Raw genomic sequence first — 18,763 nt, 5'->3', positions numbered from 1 at the left:
AAATACAAAAAATAAAAACACACTATAAGCCTTTAAATTTATTAAATATATGCAAAATAAAAGAGGTTTTTGTAATACACATTGTGAAATTTTGGTAAACAAAGGTTGTAAATAAAGTTGAATTGGATTAATTTCAACCATACCACCTGTATGACACGATACAGGAAATAAACAGTTAAATTGGTTAACCAAGCCAAGTAACAACACACACAATGACGCAAGTCGTACCCAAACGGGAGAGATACATGAAACTCAATCAAATTACTTCAACATTAATTAATAAACATAAAAGAAGTAACTCTACAGCAATCAGTGCCGCAGCCCTTTTATTAATGGCTTCTTCAAATATTGCAGCGCAAGAGGCTCCCGCAGCTTCAGAAACGGCAGCTGCAGACATTGAAGTTATTGAAGTAAAAGGCATGCTAGGTAGTATGAAAGCCGCCGCTATGCTTAAGCGTACTGACGGACGTATTGTAGATGCAATTGTTGCTGAAGACATTGGTAAGTTACCTGATAATAATATTGCAGAAGCGTTGCAACGAATTACTGGCGTATCTATTAATACCGATTTTGGTGTGGGTGACAGTGTTTCTATTCGTGGCTTACCTCAAAACCGTGTTGAATTAAATGGTCGCTCTACTATTGGTGACTCTCGTGACGGCATTAGCTTGCAAGATTACCCATCAAGCTTCTTAAAAACAGTAGAAGTAGTTAAGTCTCCTACTGCCGATATGATTGAGGGTGCATTAGGCGGAACAGTTAGTTTAAAGACAGTTCGCCCATTAGAGTTAGATAAACTAACTGGCGCAGTTTCATTAGATGGCGAATACGCTGATAAAACAGAAAATGTAGCTCCTATTTTTAGTGGTTCAATTGGTAACAACTGGGACTTTGATGAAATGGGTACCTTTGGTGCCATTGCTATGTTTTCATTCCAAGATCGCGAAATTCGCCAAGATGAAACATCTAGCCGTGTTAAACCTCAAGATATCGAAATTAATGGCCAAGAAGGTAATACACCTAGTGGCAACGCTATCGTAAGAGACGAGCACAGTGTTGAACAATATGTAGAACAACGTAAACGAACTGCTGTAAATTTATCTCTTCAATGGGCACCACAATCAGGTAATGGCATGGTGTATCTTGATTTAAGCGGCACAAAGCGCTCAGGTGAACAAGCTGGTAACTCTATTTTAGGTGTCGCAGGTTCACTATCAACAGATGCAAATACAACTCAAGATGCTAACGGCGTAAATAATTACACGTTAACAAACGAATTTGGTATTCCTAAAACATACAGTGACTTTCGTGAAACTGACTCGTTTTCAAATGCACTTGGTGCAGAGTGGAACCTTACTGACAGCATCAAAATCTCTGGTGAAATTGCGGTAGCATCATCAGAAAGCGTAAGACCTGATTCTGAATTTACACTTCGCCCAATCGAAAAATCAACATTTGAAGCAAGTGGCGGAACTCAGCTAACAAATCATTTATATGATGGTGCATTCTCTCAAGACGGTAATAAATTACCAAGCATCATTCATTCAGATCCTAATGCATTTACTGACCCACAAAACTTAGCACTTCGTACGTTTAAAAGTGAAGATAGAAGAACAGACAATGACGAAACAGCTATTCGTTTTGATGTTGAAATGTTTGAGCCACTCAGCAGCTTAAGCTGGGTATCTAAAGTAAAAGCGGGTGTACGTGTTACTAACCGCGATTACGAATATGAGCAATACAAAGTAGAAATTAAAGACATTTATAAAAATGCATTTAACGACTCAGACGGTTCGTTAGCCACTTTATGGGTTGATGACTACAACGCTGCTTTTTCAAATAGCTTTACAACAGTTAGCCACGACAACTCTTTTGACCAACTAGGTCATTCGGGACAAAACGACCTACTAACCTTTTTAAGCTACAACGGTTTATCTAACCCGGCCAATACTTACGCTCAACTTCAGCAGTTACTTGCAGGTACGAACTTAGCGTCAACAGGTAGTCTTTCAGATAACCAAGAGTTCCAAGAAAGCGCATACCGTAACGTAGTTGAAGATACAGCTGCCGTGTATATATCAGCCTACTTAGACTTTGATAACATCACTGCAATTGTGGGTGGTCGTTATGTAACTACGGATTTAGAATCAAGCGTATTTCTTAATGGCGAAAAAGTAACTGGCGACAATGACTACAGCGACTTTTTACCAAGCTTAAACGTAACGTATAACTACTCAGACGAAACATTATTCCGCTTTGCTGCTGCAAAAGTTATGCGCCGCGCTGACTTTAGCGAACTAAGCCCTGCATTTGACGTTAATAACGACATTACAGGTGCAACGCAAGGCTCTATTGATTTAGAACCATATCGTGCAACGCAATACGACTTATCTGTAGAGCATTACTTTGACCAAGGTAACGTAATTTCTTTCGCAGTATTTTATAAAGATGTTGAATCTTTCTTAAGTAACGAAAGTAGCTGTGTGGCGGCATCAAGCACTTCAACAGGCCAAAACGTAACTCAATGGAACCAAGTATGTCAGCTTGACGTTGCAGGTGTTTCACAAGATAACCTAGTTTACTCGGATGCAACTGACTTCCCAGTAGATGCTGATGGCTTTAACCATGTAGCAGGCTTACGTGACGCAGGACTAACGGGTATCGATACTGTTAAAAATGTAAACGGTGAAAACGGCTCAGTACAAGGCTTTGAAGTTGGTTATCAACAGTTCTTTACAGACCTACCTGGCGCATTTTCTGGCTTAGGCATTAACGCAAACTACACATACGCAGACAGCGAGCAACCAAACGGTAACCCGTTATTAGATATTTCTAAAAATACGTATAACTTACAAGTATTTTGGGAATACGAAGGTTTCTCTACTCGTCTAGCTTATAACTACCGTGACAGTTTCTTAGATACTGAAAACGAGAAACGTGTAGAAAATATTAACTCAGACGGCAGTATTTCAGCAGAAGGTACTGTTTACGGTAATAACTACCGTGACGACAGAGGCCAGTTAGACTTCTCTGCAAGCTGGGATATTAACGAAAACGTGACCTTAGTAGGTAATGCGACCAACTTAACGGGTGAGCCTTCTATTTACCTATCTGAACTAGGTGGTGCTTGGAAGTACACTGAAGCGGATCGCCGTTACAGCTTTGGTATTCGCGCTAAATTTTAATTTTCCCTAAAACTAAAGCCTGCTTTTATGCAGGCTTTTTCACGTCTATAAAAAAGTGGCACTTGTGTTAAAACATCGCACAATTTTTATAACTAAATATTTATTTAAAGCAATAAAATTATCATTGAATAATACTCCAAACTAAAATTTAGATACCGCTTAAACAATACCAACCTCCCGCACTTCACTTTTAGCGCACAAACTAAGCACCATACATTGCACTAAAAACCAAGCAACCTTGCAGCTTGGTTATAAAATGTCTAGTATTCTAAAGCTGTACTTATAATTGGTACGAAAAAAGGATTAACAATGTCTCTAAAATACATAACAACAATATCAATCACATTATCATTACTATTATTAACAGCATGCGGCTCTGGGGGAAGTAAAACAAAAGAGGCTGAAAGCATTAAAATACCACAATCAAAAGCGGTTATTAATAACAGTCCCTTAAGTGACTACAAAATAATTATCTATGGTAATAGCCATAGTTCACAGTTAGGGGGCTTATTAGAAATAATTATTACAAGCCAGTTACCTAGCACTTCAGTCAAAATAACGACTGTTAGTGGTCGATTTTTAGATGAAATAGTCGCAGTAAATGCGAATGTCGATAAATTAAAAAGTGATAACTGGAGTCATGCAATTTTTCAAGGCCAAAAGTACTCACAATCAGGTTCGACTGACTACCCTACAAGCGCAACTGAGCGATTAATCTCGAACGCAAAAGAGCATAAAATTACACCTATTTTATTTCCAGAGCATCCTCAAAAAGGGGATCCCGCAGAAGCAAAGCAGGTTTACGACCTCCATTTAGCAATCAGTCAAAAACAACCTAGCTGCATAGCGCCTGTTGGCTTTGTATGGAATCGAGTATTAGAAATAATGCCTAGTATAAACCTTCATAGTGCCGACGGTAATCATGCATCCTATGCTGGGAATGTCCTTACAGCGATGACTTTTTATCAAATCATTACCTCGGAATTAACAGACACAATGCCATTTATTCCTGCTATAGATTTAACACAGCAAGAACAAGCCTTATTTGGACAAGTAGTAACAGAGGTACTTGAGTTATATCCGGCATGTGGTGCTAAATAATCTTAAAAATTTAAAACTAGATTTTAGATTTAGTGATTTCCTGAGGTGCTCAATATCAGTACATTAATACTACGCACATAAGCTGATTAAAAGACACCTCAGGAAAATTCAATTTTCACTTTTTTACCAAATTATAAATTTAATATCTTGATAAATAATCACCTGCAATTTATTAAAATAACCGTCGTCCTAGCTATACTTATTTGAATATTAAATTTACTATCAAAACGTTGTAACTATTAGCAGGAAAACTAAAGTGCTGTCGCGTTTATATAATTTTATGCCCGGTTTAAATACACTACTGCACTATGAACGCCAATGGTTTGCTGATGATGTAAGGGCGGCGCTATCAGTAGCTGCAGTGGCTTTACCTGTTGCCATTGCTTACGCACAACTAACCGGTGTTAACGCCGCCGTAGGGTTATATTCTTGCATACTGCCAATGATGCTATATGCACTTTTTGGTACTTCAAAACAATTAATAGTCGGCCCTGATGCCGCAACCTGCGCCGTTATTGCCGCTGTAGTAACACCTCTTGCTGCAGGTGACAGCTTTAAGCATTGGCAACTTGTTGTCACCATGACCGCTATGACCGGCTTTTGGTGCTTTATAGCCAGTAAATTTAAGTTAGGTGTATTAGCCGACTTTTTATCTAAACCTATTTTAATGGGCTTACTAAACGGCGTAGCCATCACTATTATTGTTGGTCAATTTTCTAAAGTATTTGGTTTTACTTTTGATGAGCGCTACTTACTTGAACGCCTCGGTGGTGTGCCCACATACCTAGCGCAAACACACGTTCCCACCTTATTAATGGCTTTGTTTACACTGGCGGTCTATTTTGCCATGAAACGGATAAAGCCCACGTGGCCTGCATCTATGTTTGCTATTACCTTTGGTGCGCTTTTGGTATGGATTTTTGATTTAAAACAATTTGATATAAAAACCATTGGCACCGTAACTGGCGGGCTCCCCGTTTTTAATACCCCTGTTTTTGATTTAGGGATTATTCGTGAGCTGGTGGTACCCGCACTTAACTTAGCCATCGTGAGCTTTGTTAGTATGATGCTAACTGCCCGCAGCTTTGCTGCTAAAAATGGCTACGACATAGACGCCGATAAAGAATTTAGAGCGTTGGGTATTGCCAATATAGCGTCAGCTCTATCGCAAGGTTTTGCCGTCAGTGGCGCCGACTCACGCACCGCTGTTAACGATGCAACAGGTGGTAAAACGCAGTTAGTATCAATAATAGCAGCAGCTATTATTGCGCTCATAGCTGTATTTTTAACAGCCCCACTTGAATTTATTCCAAGCGCAGCGCTAGGTATTGTACTTATTATTGCCTCTGTACACTTACTCGATTTAAAAGCTGTTTGGCAATTAAAACGAAAAGACAAACAGGCATTTTATCTCGCCTCAGCCACCTTACTTGCGGTGTTATTTATTGGCGTTATACCAGGGATCACACTTGCTGTATTACTAGGGTTATTTCAATTTATTCGCACTGTTATGCGCCCAACAGACAACATATTAGGCGTAGATGTTAACGGTGTAGTAAGAAGTTTAGACGCCACAGATAAAGCAAAAGCAGTGCAAGGTGTGTTCATCTATCGCTTTAATTCACCTTTAACTTACTTTAATGCCAGCTACTTTAAACGCAGATTACTTGAGCAATATGCAAGGCAAAAAGGCGACACTCAATGTGTAATAATTGACGCTGTGCCCTGCTTTACTCATTTAGATTTAAGCGTAATGGCCATGCTTGCAGATCTCGACGTTATATTTAAAAAGCGTGATATAAGGCTTGAGCTTGCAGGTAGAAAACGCCAGTTACTTTCGTGGTTTGATATTGCAGGAATGAAGTCAGGAAAAGCAGGTATATATATTCACTCAGACTTATACATCGCCCTAAAAAGAAATAGCGTAAGCCAGCACACGCAAGAGGTTAGCTTGTTTGAGTCAGACGAAAATAAAGAACCGCTCACACAGCAATAAAATACAATAAGCAGATCAGCTAACTGATCTGCTGTTTAGTATTAAGTACTTTTTATACTTTAGGGTAATTTGAAGGGAAAAACGCTTTTTTAGCGTCTTCATCAAACTCTTTTTTAAAGGCTATATCAGTACCAATTGCGCGTGCACGTGCAACCGCTGGGCGGCTATCAATGCTTTCAAACCAACGCTTAAGATTTGGGTACGGTGCTAAACCCTCTTCACCTAATACAACCGGTGCTTTATCAATCCAGCCCCATGCAGATACATCAGCAATGGTATACGTATCACCCACTATAAAGTCACGACCTTCAAGGTGAGTATCAAGTACTTCGTAATGGCGCTGCGCTTCACGTAAATAACGATTAACCGCGTAATCAAGCCCTTCTGGCGCCATGTGTCTAAAGTGAACACTTTGCCCTGAATACGGACCTAAACCCGATGCGATAAACATTAACCACGACAGCATTTCAGCGCGGTCCTCGCCCTTGCCTTCAAGCTTCCCATACTTTTCAGAAAGGTACATTAAAATAGCATTCGAATCGAACACACGCGTTTCACCATCAACAATTGCTGGCGCTTTAGCGTTTGGATTAATTGCTTTAAATTCAGGTGTATGTTGCTCACCTTTTAAAGTATCAAGAGGAACAAGTTCAAACGGTAAGCCTGTTTCTTCTAAAAAGAGCGCAACCTTCATTGGGTTAGGCGTATGGTGAAAATAAAATTTAATCATGTAAAGTTCCTCAATAATTGAGCAACGATTAAAGCACAACTTGAGCGGGTGTTCAAATTAAGTTTTAACTAAGTGAAATACACAGTTAAAACGTGATTTAATTGTGAGAATTTCGTGATACTTCATTCGTAAATATCACTTATGCCAAGGAAAATATCAGCCTTTTCGAGCCATCACATGCTTTTAGAAGCTTATGATTCACAAGGTTGCAGAATTTGCCCACCAGCAGAGCTGCTGAGTTTCAAAATTTACAGATGATGTAAAACTATAGACTGGTTTAATCCCTATTAATTCCGATCTTAATTACTGAGAGTGTTCAGTATGGAAAGATCCTTTTTACTTTCGCTGGTTTTATAAAAACTTCAATAAAGTAATAATAGAGTAGCAAAATGCAATGTCTTTTTTTTAGCCGGTTCTACATGTTAAAGTTGTCATTATCACTAAATTACTCTTATAGTGAATCTATATAAATATTGAGCAATACTATGATAAAAGCACAAATACCAGCTGACGAAGAATCTAGATTAAAGGCCCTTTACGAGTATGAAATATTAGATACTGAAGCCGAAAAAGTATTTGATGATTTAACTCAACTTGCTTCTGATATTTGTGAAGCCCCCATATCACTTATAAGCTTAGTTGATCCACAAAGGCAATGGTTTAAATCAAAGTATGGTATCGATGTAGACTCCACCGAAAGAGATATCGCATTTTGCTCTCATACAATACTGCAAGACCAAGTATTTGAAATACAAAACGCTCTACTTGATGAACGTTTTTATGATAACCCTCTAGTAACCAGCGATCCAAACATTCGGTTTTATGCGGGCACACCGCTAGTTACACCTAGTGGCAGCACAATTGGTACATTATGTGTTATCAGCGACCAGCCAAAAAAGCTAACTCAAACACAAATTAACGCACTGAAAATACTTGGCAAAGAAGTTATCGCACAACTTGAGCTCAGGTTAAACAACAGAAAGCTGGCCACTGCATTAAAACAACAACAAATCCATAATAAAAATCTTGAAGAACTAAAAAAAGAAGCTGACACAGCTAACACTCTAAAAGGTCGATTTTTAGCAAATATGTCTCACGAGCTAAGAACCCCGCTGCACGGCATTTTAAATTTAGCTGAGTTTGGACTAGCAGAAACTTCAAATATAGAAAAAGATAACGCCTTAAAGAGTATTTTAAGCTCCGCGAATATACTCTCAAATATTGTAAATGACATTTTAGACTTTTCAAAAATTGAAGCGGGTAAATTAAATATTGAGAATATTAACTTTAACCTGAGCGAAGTCATTAACAATGTAATTAATCCACTAATGAAACAAGCCACAGATAAAGGCATAAAATTTATTCCATCTATAGATAAAAATATCGCTACAACCCTAAAAGGCGACCCTGTCAGAGTTTCTCAAATTTTAAATAACTTATGCTCAAATGCGATTAAATTTACACAACAAGGCCAGGTAGAGTTTAAAGTCACTGTAAAGGAGAATCTCTTAAACACGCAAAATATTGTATTTGAAATAATCGATACGGGTATTGGTATTAGTAAAGCTGCGCAGCAAAACCTATTTCAAGAGTTTCATCAGGCCGATTCATCTACATCTAGAAAGTACGGGGGCACGGGACTTGGTCTCTCCATTTGCACCAAGCTAAGTGATTTAATGAATGGCAAAATCAACTTCACGAGTAAAGAAGATAAAGGTTCTGTATTTACTTACCAACAAAGCTTTGAAACATCAGAACTCGATGAATTATTAAAACCAAATAAAGAAATAACCGATTTACAAGGGTGCACTATTTTGGTTGCCGAAGACAATAAAGTAAATCAAGTTGTCGTAAGTAAAATGCTACAAGCTCATAATGCGAATGTAATATTTACCGAAAATGGCAAAGAATGCGTTGATTACTTTTTTGCCAACCATGTTGATTTAATTTTTATGGACATTCAAATGCCAGTGATGGATGGAGTGCAAGCCACTAAGATAATTAGAGAGCAACAAACAGATAAAACAACGCCAATTATTGCCATGACAGCCAACACCATGAAACCAGATATTGAACACTATTTAGATATTGGTATGGATGGCTATTTAACGAAGCCATTTAATAAAGATCATTTAAATAGCTTGCTCAATGTTTATAATCCAAAAAACTCAAATCTCAAAAATTTAGCAGTTAAAGTTAGTAACCCAAACATTACGAGTGAACGTAAGCTAAAACAGATATGCAATGAGCTAAAAAAGTTAATTTCAAATGCCGACAGAGTCAGTCTATGGTTGTTTAATCACGACTATACTGCCATTAATAGCTTAATTTGCCTTGATGACAAAAATGAGATAGTAAGTAATGCAGTTTTAAAAGCTGAAGACTTTCCTGCATACTTTGACTATATTTTAGAGCATAAAGTATTAGACGCATCAGATGCGAGAAACCATGAAATCACTAAAAACTTTACCAAGGTTTATTTTGAACCATCAAACATTTACTCCTTGCTTGATTACATCTACTTTATTGATAACAAACCGCTAGGTGTTATTTGTTGTGAAAGTGTTGGCTCAAAAATTTCATGGAGCCATGCAGATAAACTGTCACTTATTAAAGTAGCTGATGTAACAACCTTGTTTTTATCCAAACAGTTGAAATCATAGTAGCTACTTTGATTTATTAAGCATCGCTTTTAAATCGGCAAATGGAGAATGCGTTGCAGCCTCAACTTTTCGCTCTGTAGTCGACCCGCCATACATAATATGTTCGTGGTATTTATTGTGCTCATTGTCGTGGCAATAAATACACAATAACTCCCAGTTACTGCCATCCTCTGGATTATTACTATGGTTATGATCTATATGATGCACCGTTAACTCTCGTAAATTAGAGTACTCAAACTCACGAGCACAACGCCCGCATACCCAAGGGTATAATCTTAAGGCTTTTATTCTATAACCTTCCTCTTGCTTAACATAAGCCTGAGGTACATCGTTATTCTTACTCATAATATTCCAGTTAAATTTGTTATTTCTATGCTTAACAAGTAAATAGCCAATATGTTAAAGCAAATATAAAAGTAAAAAGTTCGTAAGGGATCTAACTTAAGCTACGTTTCGTATAAATCAGGTCTAATTATAAAGTTGAGCAACATGGAAAATATATTCCAAACAAGTCGGTTTTTGGTCGTAATCGCCGTTATTACCGCTGCAATATCATCATTACTCGTTTATGTTTCATGCATTAATATTGTAGCTAATATAGTAATAACAACGCTATTTGACCTGCCTGATTCAGCTAAAGCCGGTAAAGCCCTAATAGTTGAACTACTGAAAATTCTTGATTTGCTACTAATCGGAATTACCTTACAAGTTATTGCTATTAGCTTGTACCGACTATTTATAACACCATCTAAGCCTGAGGAAAGTAAATTTCTTGCTGCTTTTAATATTAAAGACTTTCATGATTTAAAAATCACTCTGGTACAAGTAACTTCGGTTGTACTGGTAATACTATTTTTAGAGCACGCAGTTGAGTTCGGGGGCACAATAGAAACACTCTACTTAGGTATTGCCATTGCGATCGTTATTGCAGCATCTACATTTGCATGGCGCTCAATGAAAGACTAACTAAGCACTCATTACTATTAAGTAATTACATGCAGGTGTAATTACTTATCCCTAAAATTCTGCAAAAACTTAAGTGAGAGCCCCAGCACTCAATATTAAAAAAACTTAATTACTGACAAGTCACCAAAAGACGTATCTATATGCCTACCTGTTTGCTCCCACGCACGTAGTACTACCATGAGTTTTTTGTTACTTGAAGTCCAAGAAATTCCACCGCCGTATGCTTCAACTTTTTCACCACCCGAATCTTTTAACCCCAGCCCAGGGTTTGTGTTTTGAATATGCCCTTTACCTAATTTGTATTCAGCAAATACGTGAACATTATGCGGTAACGAAAATGATAAAAGCGAGCCAATACTCGCCCCATACGAATTAGAAATTAACTTAGTGATCTGTGGCACAGGTGAACTTAAAAAATCAGCCTGAAACACAATATTATCTTTGTTCTCAAGAGATACATGCTTGAAAGACCAAGCGCCAACAACACTTAACGACAAATCAAATTTGCTGCTTAGCTTTGGCCTATTAAGAAAAAAATGCTCAAACAAAGACTCTTTATTATTAAAGGTATAAAAGTTGTGTTGGCCAGATAGCTCAAACTTGGTTGAACGTGTATTTTGCGAGAAAATTTGATCCGTTTGATTGCCGCTTAAATTGCTAGCCGTGCTTTGCAGCCCTTCAAGCGTTTGATAGTTAAATGTGATTTTAGAATTTTTAAATTTTCTATACGAGAGCAGTATATCTTGTGTTTTTGTTTCAACATCATCTTCAAAAATATCGGCTGAGTAGCCAATTTCAATGTCGTTAATATCAAAAAACACACCCACACGCTGGTTATTTATGGGCTCTAACGAAAACAGTATTTTTTGATTACTCCCATCCAAGTCATCGTATATTAGCGCGTGGCTAGTGCTTGGGTTTGAAATAGTGGTTCGTACCGATTTTAAGTCGAAGTCAAAAGCTAATACAGAACCAGATAGAAATGCCGATAAAACGGCAAAGCCCACAATAACTAAATAATTGCGATTCATTAAAAACACTCAAAGATTAATTTGTATTAGAGTAGCGTTTTTTTCACCTTAACTTATCACAAAAGATTAACAATTTATGAAAACTTTAAATAAAGTTCTTTATCTAACTTTTTTAAGTGCTTTCAAGACTAAACTCATTCACATGCTTAACCAGCTCCGGAAAAAACGTTAAAAACACGTTTTCTAATTCATTGTAATTACGCTTTATATCATCAGCCGCGCCCGCAAAAGTGTTCGTAAAACGAATGCGTTTGGCTATGTTATCGAGCGCAAGCCCTACTCCCTCAACGGTTTCGTACTCTTTAAACCAATCATTTTTAGTCATACTTGTTACAACATGCTGCATTCGCGTTGGCATAACAGATATACGGTTATTTAAAAGCTGATAGCTGGTGTACTTAAAATCACTTAAAGGTTGCTGGCTAAATTGTTGCCAATGCACAATTAAAAAATGATCAAACACCACATCAATAGCCACACCAGCAAAGCGCTTACGCTCGGGTGAAAAGTATTGTTTAGCGTGTTTTACTGCGCGGTGAGAGTCGGTAAATTTATCGACTAAATAGTGGTTATCGAGCCCGTTTATAACCGTGTTTGGTAAGTGTTCTATATGCCTTCTACCACCAAAGTCGCCCAGCAAGTTCCCAAAGTGAGAATCGGCTGTAGGCTGTGCTAAATAAAGGTGAGCTAAATAATTCAAAGTGTTCTCTGATTGGCTAATACAAACAAATAATAACGTAAATTTAGACCAAACTCACATTCGTGTTTAAAGCAGTACTTATGGTTTTGCTTACCAGTTTTTACTCAAACATAATGCAAAGTATTGTATAAACAGCGCAACTATAAAACGAGTATATAAAAAGCCGCTATATCAGCTACATCAGCTACAGCGGCTTTTTAATGCGTTAGCTTTGTTATTAGTTTGATCAAAGCTAGTTACTCGACTTTACCCAATTTCCATTATCATTTTTGCTATAACTATTTTTAACCGCCGACCAAGCTACTTTATGCGCTGTTGTTTCGCGGTCATCGTCGTTTTTTCTATCGCTTGGGTCTTCATAGGTATCCCACGCACTATTAAACGCTTCTTGATATATCTCTTGAGCATGTTTAGGTAAGTTACTTTTTACCGACTTAGGTAATTCATCACGATTTTTATATGGCATAACTTTCTCCTTATATTTACTCAATTACACCACAAGCAACACGTTTGCCACCGCCACCTAATGGCTTTGGCTTATCTGCATAGTTATCACTTCCTTCATGAATCATTACTGCGTGTTTTTTAAGTTTTTCAAGCGTGAGCCTTGGCGCTAAAACAGGTGATTTAGCTTGGCCACTTTCATTTACATACAACGCCGGTAAATCGCCTAAATGGCCATCTCCCCAAGGAGAATCGTGATGCTCGCTAGCTTTTGGGTCGAAATGCCCACCAGCGGCGCCTCCCGGTACAACCTTATCGCCTTTTTTCTTGGGTTCACAACTAGCAAATTGATGAATATGAAAACCATGCTGCCCCGGTGTTAAACCTTTTAAACTTGGTGAAAAAACAACACCTTTATCATTTTCTGTTAGTGTAATAGTACCTAGTAATTGCCCTTGGCCTGATTTAGTAACTTGGTGCATTTGAACTTTTACATTAGCCAGTGCGCTATTTTGTAGTAACACACCAGTAAGGAGTATTGCAAAAGTGGGTTTTAAAGCGCGGGTTAAAGACCTTTTAGCGTTTGAATCAAACTGTAAACAACTCATCATCATCTCCTCGTTTAGTATCAAATTAATAAAACAATAACGCTAAATTAAGCGACTATTAAGCAAGTAGTTTCAATGTATATACCAGCCCTACGCGGAAGCATTAATTTATGAATAATTTATTTTTAATTTATTGATTAAAAAGTAAATTTATAGTTTTTATTAAACTTAAATAAGTAGCTAATTAACTAACAAAACTGACTATCAGCCAAAGATTGAGCAAAAACCAAGGCATATTTACAAACAAAATGGCAACTTTACAAAACTCATAAAAGGAGATCACCAACGATCCAGCTCAAAAAGACAAGCCAAGTTAAAAAAACGAAAAAAAAGGTGAAACTAAGTTTCACCTTTATAGTTAATTTTGAAATTAATTAGTTAGCGTTAAGCCGTAGAAACGTTACTTGCGCCTGCATTGTTAAGTATTTCTTCAATAGCGTTTTTATTGTCACTATCGTACTTAACACCAATTAATATAGAGCCCTTTTCAATGGCATCTTCATAATATTTAATTTCGTGCTCAGGGATAAACGCACCAATTGCAGCACCTAAAGTACCACCTACTGCGGCGCCTGCGCCACCAGCTGCAAATGCTGCGACTAATGGTCCGGCAACTAATAAGCCCGTACCACCTGTTGCTACAGTACCCACTGCAGTAAAACCGCCAATAATTGCAGCAAGAATACCACCTGAAGCCGCGCCTACAAGGCCACCTTCAGCCGCTTTTGTACCTTCGTCTACAGCAAAATCTTCCTTTGCGTATGAGTCATTGGCTACAATGCTTATGTTAGCTTCATTAATACCTAAAGCTTCTAATCTATAAATTGCGAGTGTTGCTTGTGATGCACTTTCGAATAACCCAGTAATAACGGTACTCATAATAACTCCTTTATTTATTTAAGAAAATACACTTACTACTAAGCAAAACCCAAACCAATAAATTTATTATTTAAAATCAATGAGATAAAACAAAATCAACAACTAACCCTTTTATTGTTAGAGTAAAAATTGCCAAATTTTGTAAAAAACTCCTATCTACAAAAAAACGCCTTACGAAATAAAGGGTGGTTTTTATTACTCTCTTGTTTATGGTTATTACCATGCTTACCAATAAAATTAAAAACACCAAAAGAGCATTATTTTTCATACGCTTTAAAGGTTAAAAAAGACGCTTATGCTCTTCAAGCTCCCTACCCAGTTACAATTGAGTTTTATTAATTCAGTAAAGAGTCAGCCTAATTTTGTTATCACTACTGCTCATTTTTAGGTGCGCATGAATCGTAAAATACTGTGCTAAATCTCCTTTTTATATTGCCCTGCTATTAGCAGATATAGGCTGCCCATGGATTACGAAAACAACTTTTTAAGTCAATCACAGCAAGCTGCACTTCAACAATCGCTAATTAATACCAAGCTATTAAGTCACCTTTCAGTAAATAGTGAAGATGTACCTTCGCTTGAGCAACAAGCTTATGGGGCTATTGCAGTTATACTTTATCGCTTTAATTTACAAAAAATAAAATGGTCATCATTTTTAAAAACAGCGATAAGCACTGCTGGCAAAGCCTGCCAATGGCTAGCCAGCGAGCTTACAAGATGCCAACAAGAATACAAAGCCCAACCTAATGACACTATAATAATTGAGCAAAACGCTTTTTTGAATGGCATTTTTAGCGAAGAGCTCGCCTATATTGACGCCTTACTAGGTACTGAGTTATTAACTTAAGAAATACCCCAACAACAGTAGAGTAATCTTTAACCTAATATTCTAACTAATGCCACGGTATTGGTTGCTCTGCAACCACCAATCCTCAACTAAGTTAGTATCAGGCTAATGCTTCAAATTGATTAGTATTATTGCGGGTAGATATAAATGCTTTGTGTTTCTCGTAATACCTATTTTAAGCCTATCGGTATATAAATTGCTGTTAATACTGTTCTTACTTAAAGAGTTACCTATTAATAACTCAAGTTACAACTAAATAATCGAGGATAATATGAGTAATAAACAGCTAATTACGACAATAGGTATAGGTCTGGCCGCTGCATCTGCAGGTATGTTAACAAGGAAAACTTTACAAAAATCGTGGGAAAAGGTTACCAACGAACCAGCCCCAAAAGATAGACCAAGCGAAGAAACAGATCTTAAAGAGGCCGTTACATGGGCAGTAGTCTCAGGTATTGGTGCGGGTGCTGCAAGAATGGCCGTACGCTATGTACTAGACAAGCGCCGATCTAAATAAACCGTCCCTATTGATACCTCTTATAAGTATTAAACGTAATACGGAGAGGCTCAAAAGGCGGCTTGCGACAGCTAATCCTGTATTGTCGCAAGCTACTTAAAAAAACCTCAAACAAGGTTATTTAACCATAGAGTTAAAATACATTAATATTAATGTCCAAATTAAGGTCCTGCGATGAAGTTTGAAATGTCGGATGGCACGGCTACGCCGCTTATACGACCTACGTAGATTGGAAAAGCCAAAGGCGCCTTCCAACATGCACTCCAGACTTTAAACAGATACACTCTATTAAGCATTAATCCCCTTTCAAAGTTGTTGCCTGCCCACAAGCTTGCGTATAATGCCCACATTCCGGCTGCATTTTTTAGCCGCTAACTTGGATTTTAATAATGAAAAAACTCTCTGCAGTGCAAATAAAACAGCAAGCGCTTGTACTTAATACTGCTGAAAAATTAGAAGAGCAAGGCCGCGCTGAGCTCCCAGGCATGCTGCAATGCTGGTTTGATGTGGAATATCACTTATTTCCAAGTTCACTACTGCTGTGCTTTCAGTTTGAAAACGAGCAAGCCTTAGCAGCCGCAGAGCCAGATTTATTAAAATGGCAAAAACGCTTAAGCGGCGCAATGCTTAAAAAAGGCGTGATTTTAAAGGATATGCGTAAACATTTAGTGTTTACCTTAAAAGGGCCAGATGATTAATAGAGGGTTTTAAAGGACTATAAAGCCTTTCGCTCGTATCGTCGAAGCGCATAAAACCATAATGAAAAGCCGTTGCATTGCTGTAACGGCTTTTTACTTTTATTAGCAGATGATGGTAATTGGCCATAAAACAATAAGAATGCACTTCAATATTAAAACGAAGGCTTGCTTGCTCAATGCAGTATAAAAACACTTCAAACCCTCATCACTAAAAAGGTATTTTCACGGCCTTCTCAACGTTTCATTACACGGTTAAACGTATTCTCATACTCTATTCGCAGCGGTCTAGACATAATAATAAACTCAATGAGTAATAAACTATAAATCAAGACCATTGATGTATGAAGTCAAGATTTGACCCCTTTGGTTTCCGCATAATAAGTACAAGGGGCAGGACTGGCTTCTTGCCACGACCAAACTCCAATATCACGTTTAAAAACCTCTCAACGTCATTGCTAGGTGCGTAGCCATATTTAAATTGAGTTTAAATAATAAGAACACTTGGTTTTTGAATAAAAAGCTCAAGTAAACACAGCTGCCTGCTTGACTGGGACTTTCTAATGGGTGACCCCTCTGGTTTTTCTATCGCCTAAAGTCATTATTCAAAAAATAATGTAGATAAAAACATTAAAAGTACGCAAAGCATAAAAATTACAAAATACACTTTAAATAGTATCGAGGCTTGAGCTGGCACCTTGTTTCTATCACTTAATAAATTATAACGCTTTGCATACCAATCAAATAAAAATACACTGCCATAATGAAGCAAACCATGAAGCGCCATAAAAATATTTAGAGAATAATAGCGGTTTCCTGACTCTAAAATGTCTTCAACTGTTCTGAGCTTTTTCCCTTTTAAATAAAAGGCTAAAGGGAAAATAATGACAAAAATGACACCTAAGCCAATCCCAAATAAAAGCAAGCCAAAAAGTTCGCTATCAATAGTCACTTTTCAATCTTCTCATATAAAACTCCTCCCAATTTATCTCCTTTTTCTGAGAAATATTTTCCACCTAAATACCCGCCACCTCCTCCGACAACAATACCGCACCATAGTAAACTTGTTCCTCCAGAGGGTAGACCAAAAGCTACAGAACAAACTCCCCAAGTCGCCAGCCCGCCAGAAACAATGCCACCGCCTATTGCTCCTGCCGCTTTACCTGTCTCAACATACTTAGCCTTAGTACAAGCTTGCTCATTTCCTTCTGTGCATGCTTTTACAATATTTGCACTTGCCTCGACACCTGTCAGCGCAATTCCAACATACCCAACTCTTTTCAGGTTTTTGGCCATATTGGCTACTGTTTTATAGTTTTGGGCAAATTCAGGAATACTTTTAGCCATCCCACCTTGTTGTTGCCAATGATGTATCATGCTTTTAGAGCTTAATCCTAAATTTCGTCTTATATCACCCGCCACTAAACTTCCGCCTAAGGCTGGCTGAGCAAAGCGGCTTAGAGCTGTATCTAAACGAGTAAAAAGAAGTTTGCGCCTATGGAAAAACTGTTGGTTATTTAAATTGCCATGCGCATTGTATTGATTAACATATGTCTTTTCTAACTCCTTTAAAATCGCTTTAACTTGCCCAACGTGTGAATTCCAAGAGTTGTTAGCAACACCTAAATACAACCCATTATACTTAGCGACATTACTAAGCAGCTCATAACGCTTAGAAAGTATTTCTTTTTCATGCTCATCGAGCTCTCTTAGCTTTTTATCTACTTCAAGAGCTGAAGCCTGAAATTGCTGTTCTAGCTCAGTGCACTCCATTGTATTGATTGGCGATATCAACACGATCTGACCTGGCTTTGCATAGCCATCAACAATATGTGAGTTTACAAATTTAAAGTGTTTGAATGTCTTTTCAGAAGGGGTGTTATAGAGTGCGATTATTAAAGCATCGATACTCATTCGCTTTTCTACAATATGAATCGCGTAGTCGTTTGGTACTAAGAATTGATCAGTCATATTCGCTCCTTGCGTTATTAATTACTCTAGAAAGCATACTACAGCATGTAGTTTTTTCATATATCTCAATGCTTACATATATTAAAAAATGAATCAATAAAACACCCTAGGATAATTAGAAGTACAATCTATAAAAATTATATTAATTTGTACAAAGGAGATGAGAGCTGTTCACGTCATTAAAAAATATGAATGCACTTCAATATTAAAGCAAAGGCTTACTTGTTCAATGCAGTATAAAAAACATTTAAAATCGTCATCACTCAAAAAGGTATTCTCACGCCCTATTCCACGGTTCATCACATGGTAAACGCATTCTTAAACTCTACTCGTCGTGGTCTCGACAGAGTAATTAAATCAATGAGCAATAAATTAAAAACCTAGATACCTGATGTGTAGTCAAAATTCAGTGCCTTTGGTTCTGTTAGAA

At 37.5% G+C, this 18,763-nt stretch carries 17 protein-coding genes; 8 read left to right on the top strand and 9 right to left on the bottom strand.

All coding sequences use genetic code 11. From position 1 onward, the window contains the following. Positions 1 to 245 precede the first annotated feature (245 nt). From AC5NT5_RS03395 to AC5NT5_RS03385, 3 genes are all read left to right on the top strand, one after another. Entirely contained in the window at positions 246 to 3,185 is a 2,940-nt protein-coding gene (locus AC5NT5_RS03395) for a TonB-dependent receptor (protein WP_182681753.1), read from the top strand. A gap of 309 nt (positions 3,186 to 3,494) precedes the next feature. After that, the gene (locus AC5NT5_RS03390) at positions 3,495 to 4,286 is read left to right on the top strand and encodes a hypothetical protein (RefSeq protein WP_494513378.1); all 792 of its coding nucleotides are present in this window, start codon (positions 3,495 to 3,497) and stop codon (positions 4,284 to 4,286) included. Between the two features lie 256 nt (positions 4,287 to 4,542). Further along, a complete protein-coding gene (locus AC5NT5_RS03385; protein ID WP_494513377.1) occupies positions 4,543 to 6,282 on the top strand; it encodes a SulP family inorganic anion transporter in 1,740 nt (579 codons plus the stop codon). 52 nt (positions 6,283 to 6,334) lie between these two features. On the opposite strand, the gene AC5NT5_RS03380 is transcribed toward AC5NT5_RS03385, so the two are convergent. After that, a complete protein-coding gene (locus tag AC5NT5_RS03380; RefSeq protein ID WP_154903450.1) occupies positions 6,335 to 7,012 on the bottom strand; it encodes a glutathione S-transferase family protein in 678 nt (225 codons plus the stop codon). A 485-nt stretch (positions 7,013 to 7,497) separates the two neighbouring features. Here AC5NT5_RS03380 and AC5NT5_RS03375 point away from each other — a divergent pair, with 485 nt between their 5' ends. Next, a complete protein-coding gene (locus AC5NT5_RS03375) occupies positions 7,498 to 9,675 on the top strand; it encodes a GAF domain-containing hybrid sensor histidine kinase/response regulator (protein ID WP_494513376.1) in 2,178 nt (725 codons plus the stop codon). Between the two features lie 3 nt (positions 9,676 to 9,678). Here AC5NT5_RS03375 and AC5NT5_RS03370 read toward each other — a convergent pair whose 3' ends face one another. After that, positions 9,679 to 10,020: a YajD family HNH nuclease gene (locus AC5NT5_RS03370; RefSeq protein WP_182672941.1), complete on the bottom strand. Its 342-nt coding sequence runs from the start codon at positions 10,018 to 10,020 to the stop codon at positions 9,679 to 9,681. Positions 10,021 to 10,164: 144 nt separating this feature from the next. Between AC5NT5_RS03370 and AC5NT5_RS03365 the strand changes: the two genes are divergently transcribed. After that, positions 10,165 to 10,641 (top strand): YqhA family protein, encoded by a 477-nt coding sequence (locus tag AC5NT5_RS03365; protein WP_007581432.1) that lies wholly within the window; start codon positions 10,165 to 10,167, stop codon positions 10,639 to 10,641. Between the two features lie 95 nt (positions 10,642 to 10,736). On the opposite strand, the gene AC5NT5_RS03360 is transcribed toward AC5NT5_RS03365, so the two are convergent. The 5 genes from AC5NT5_RS03360 to AC5NT5_RS03340 form a co-directional block, all read right to left on the bottom strand. Then, entirely contained in the window at positions 10,737 to 11,672 is a 936-nt protein-coding gene (locus AC5NT5_RS03360) for a hypothetical protein (RefSeq protein ID WP_494513375.1), read from the bottom strand. A gap of 112 nt (positions 11,673 to 11,784) precedes the next feature. Continuing rightward, positions 11,785 to 12,372: an acyl carrier protein phosphodiesterase gene (locus tag AC5NT5_RS03355; protein WP_494513374.1), complete on the bottom strand. Its 588-nt coding sequence runs from the start codon at positions 12,370 to 12,372 to the stop codon at positions 11,785 to 11,787. Positions 12,373 to 12,604: 232 nt separating this feature from the next. Then, positions 12,605 to 12,838 (bottom strand): ChaB family protein, encoded by a 234-nt coding sequence (locus tag AC5NT5_RS03350; RefSeq protein ID WP_494513373.1) that lies wholly within the window; start codon positions 12,836 to 12,838, stop codon positions 12,605 to 12,607. Between the two features lie 16 nt (positions 12,839 to 12,854). Next, positions 12,855 to 13,424 carry a superoxide dismutase [Cu-Zn] SodC gene (gene sodC / locus AC5NT5_RS03345; protein ID WP_494513372.1) on the bottom strand — a complete coding sequence of 190 codons (570 nt, stop codon included), beginning with the start codon at positions 13,422 to 13,424 and terminating at the stop codon, positions 12,855 to 12,857. A gap of 384 nt (positions 13,425 to 13,808) precedes the next feature. Continuing rightward, positions 13,809 to 14,303, bottom strand: coding sequence for a general stress protein (locus AC5NT5_RS03340; protein WP_024604742.1), 495 nt, complete (start codon positions 14,301 to 14,303; stop codon positions 13,809 to 13,811). Between the two features lie 463 nt (positions 14,304 to 14,766). On the opposite strand from AC5NT5_RS03340, the gene AC5NT5_RS03335 reads away from it, so the two are divergent. The 3 genes from AC5NT5_RS03335 (at position 14,767) to AC5NT5_RS03325 (ending at position 16,365) form a co-directional block, all read left to right on the top strand. Beyond that, positions 14,767 to 15,150 carry a hypothetical protein gene (locus tag AC5NT5_RS03335; protein ID WP_182681744.1) on the top strand — a complete coding sequence of 128 codons (384 nt, stop codon included), beginning with the start codon at positions 14,767 to 14,769 and terminating at the stop codon, positions 15,148 to 15,150. A gap of 271 nt (positions 15,151 to 15,421) precedes the next feature. Continuing rightward, positions 15,422 to 15,667, top strand: coding sequence for a DUF4235 domain-containing protein (locus tag AC5NT5_RS03330; RefSeq protein ID WP_024593336.1), 246 nt, complete (start codon positions 15,422 to 15,424; stop codon positions 15,665 to 15,667). A 389-nt stretch (positions 15,668 to 16,056) separates the two neighbouring features. After that, positions 16,057 to 16,365, top strand: coding sequence for a hypothetical protein (locus AC5NT5_RS03325; protein ID WP_024596321.1), 309 nt, complete (start codon positions 16,057 to 16,059; stop codon positions 16,363 to 16,365). A 598-nt stretch (positions 16,366 to 16,963) separates the two neighbouring features. Here the strand turns inward: AC5NT5_RS03325 and AC5NT5_RS03320 are convergent. Beyond that, complete coding sequence (locus tag AC5NT5_RS03320) at positions 16,964 to 17,314, bottom strand: hypothetical protein (RefSeq protein WP_310735956.1); 351 nt, start codon at positions 17,312 to 17,314, stop codon at positions 16,964 to 16,966. Beyond that, positions 17,311 to 18,333, bottom strand: coding sequence for a hypothetical protein (locus AC5NT5_RS03315; protein WP_182672932.1), 1,023 nt, complete (start codon positions 18,331 to 18,333; stop codon positions 17,311 to 17,313). Before AC5NT5_RS03315 ends, AC5NT5_RS03320 begins: the two co-directional genes overlap by 4 nt. Positions 18,334 to 18,763 lie beyond the last annotated feature (430 nt).

This window comes from Pseudoalteromonas sp. J2K-J599, assembly GCF_059295115.2.
This window is presented reverse-complemented; position numbering and strand designations above follow the sequence as displayed.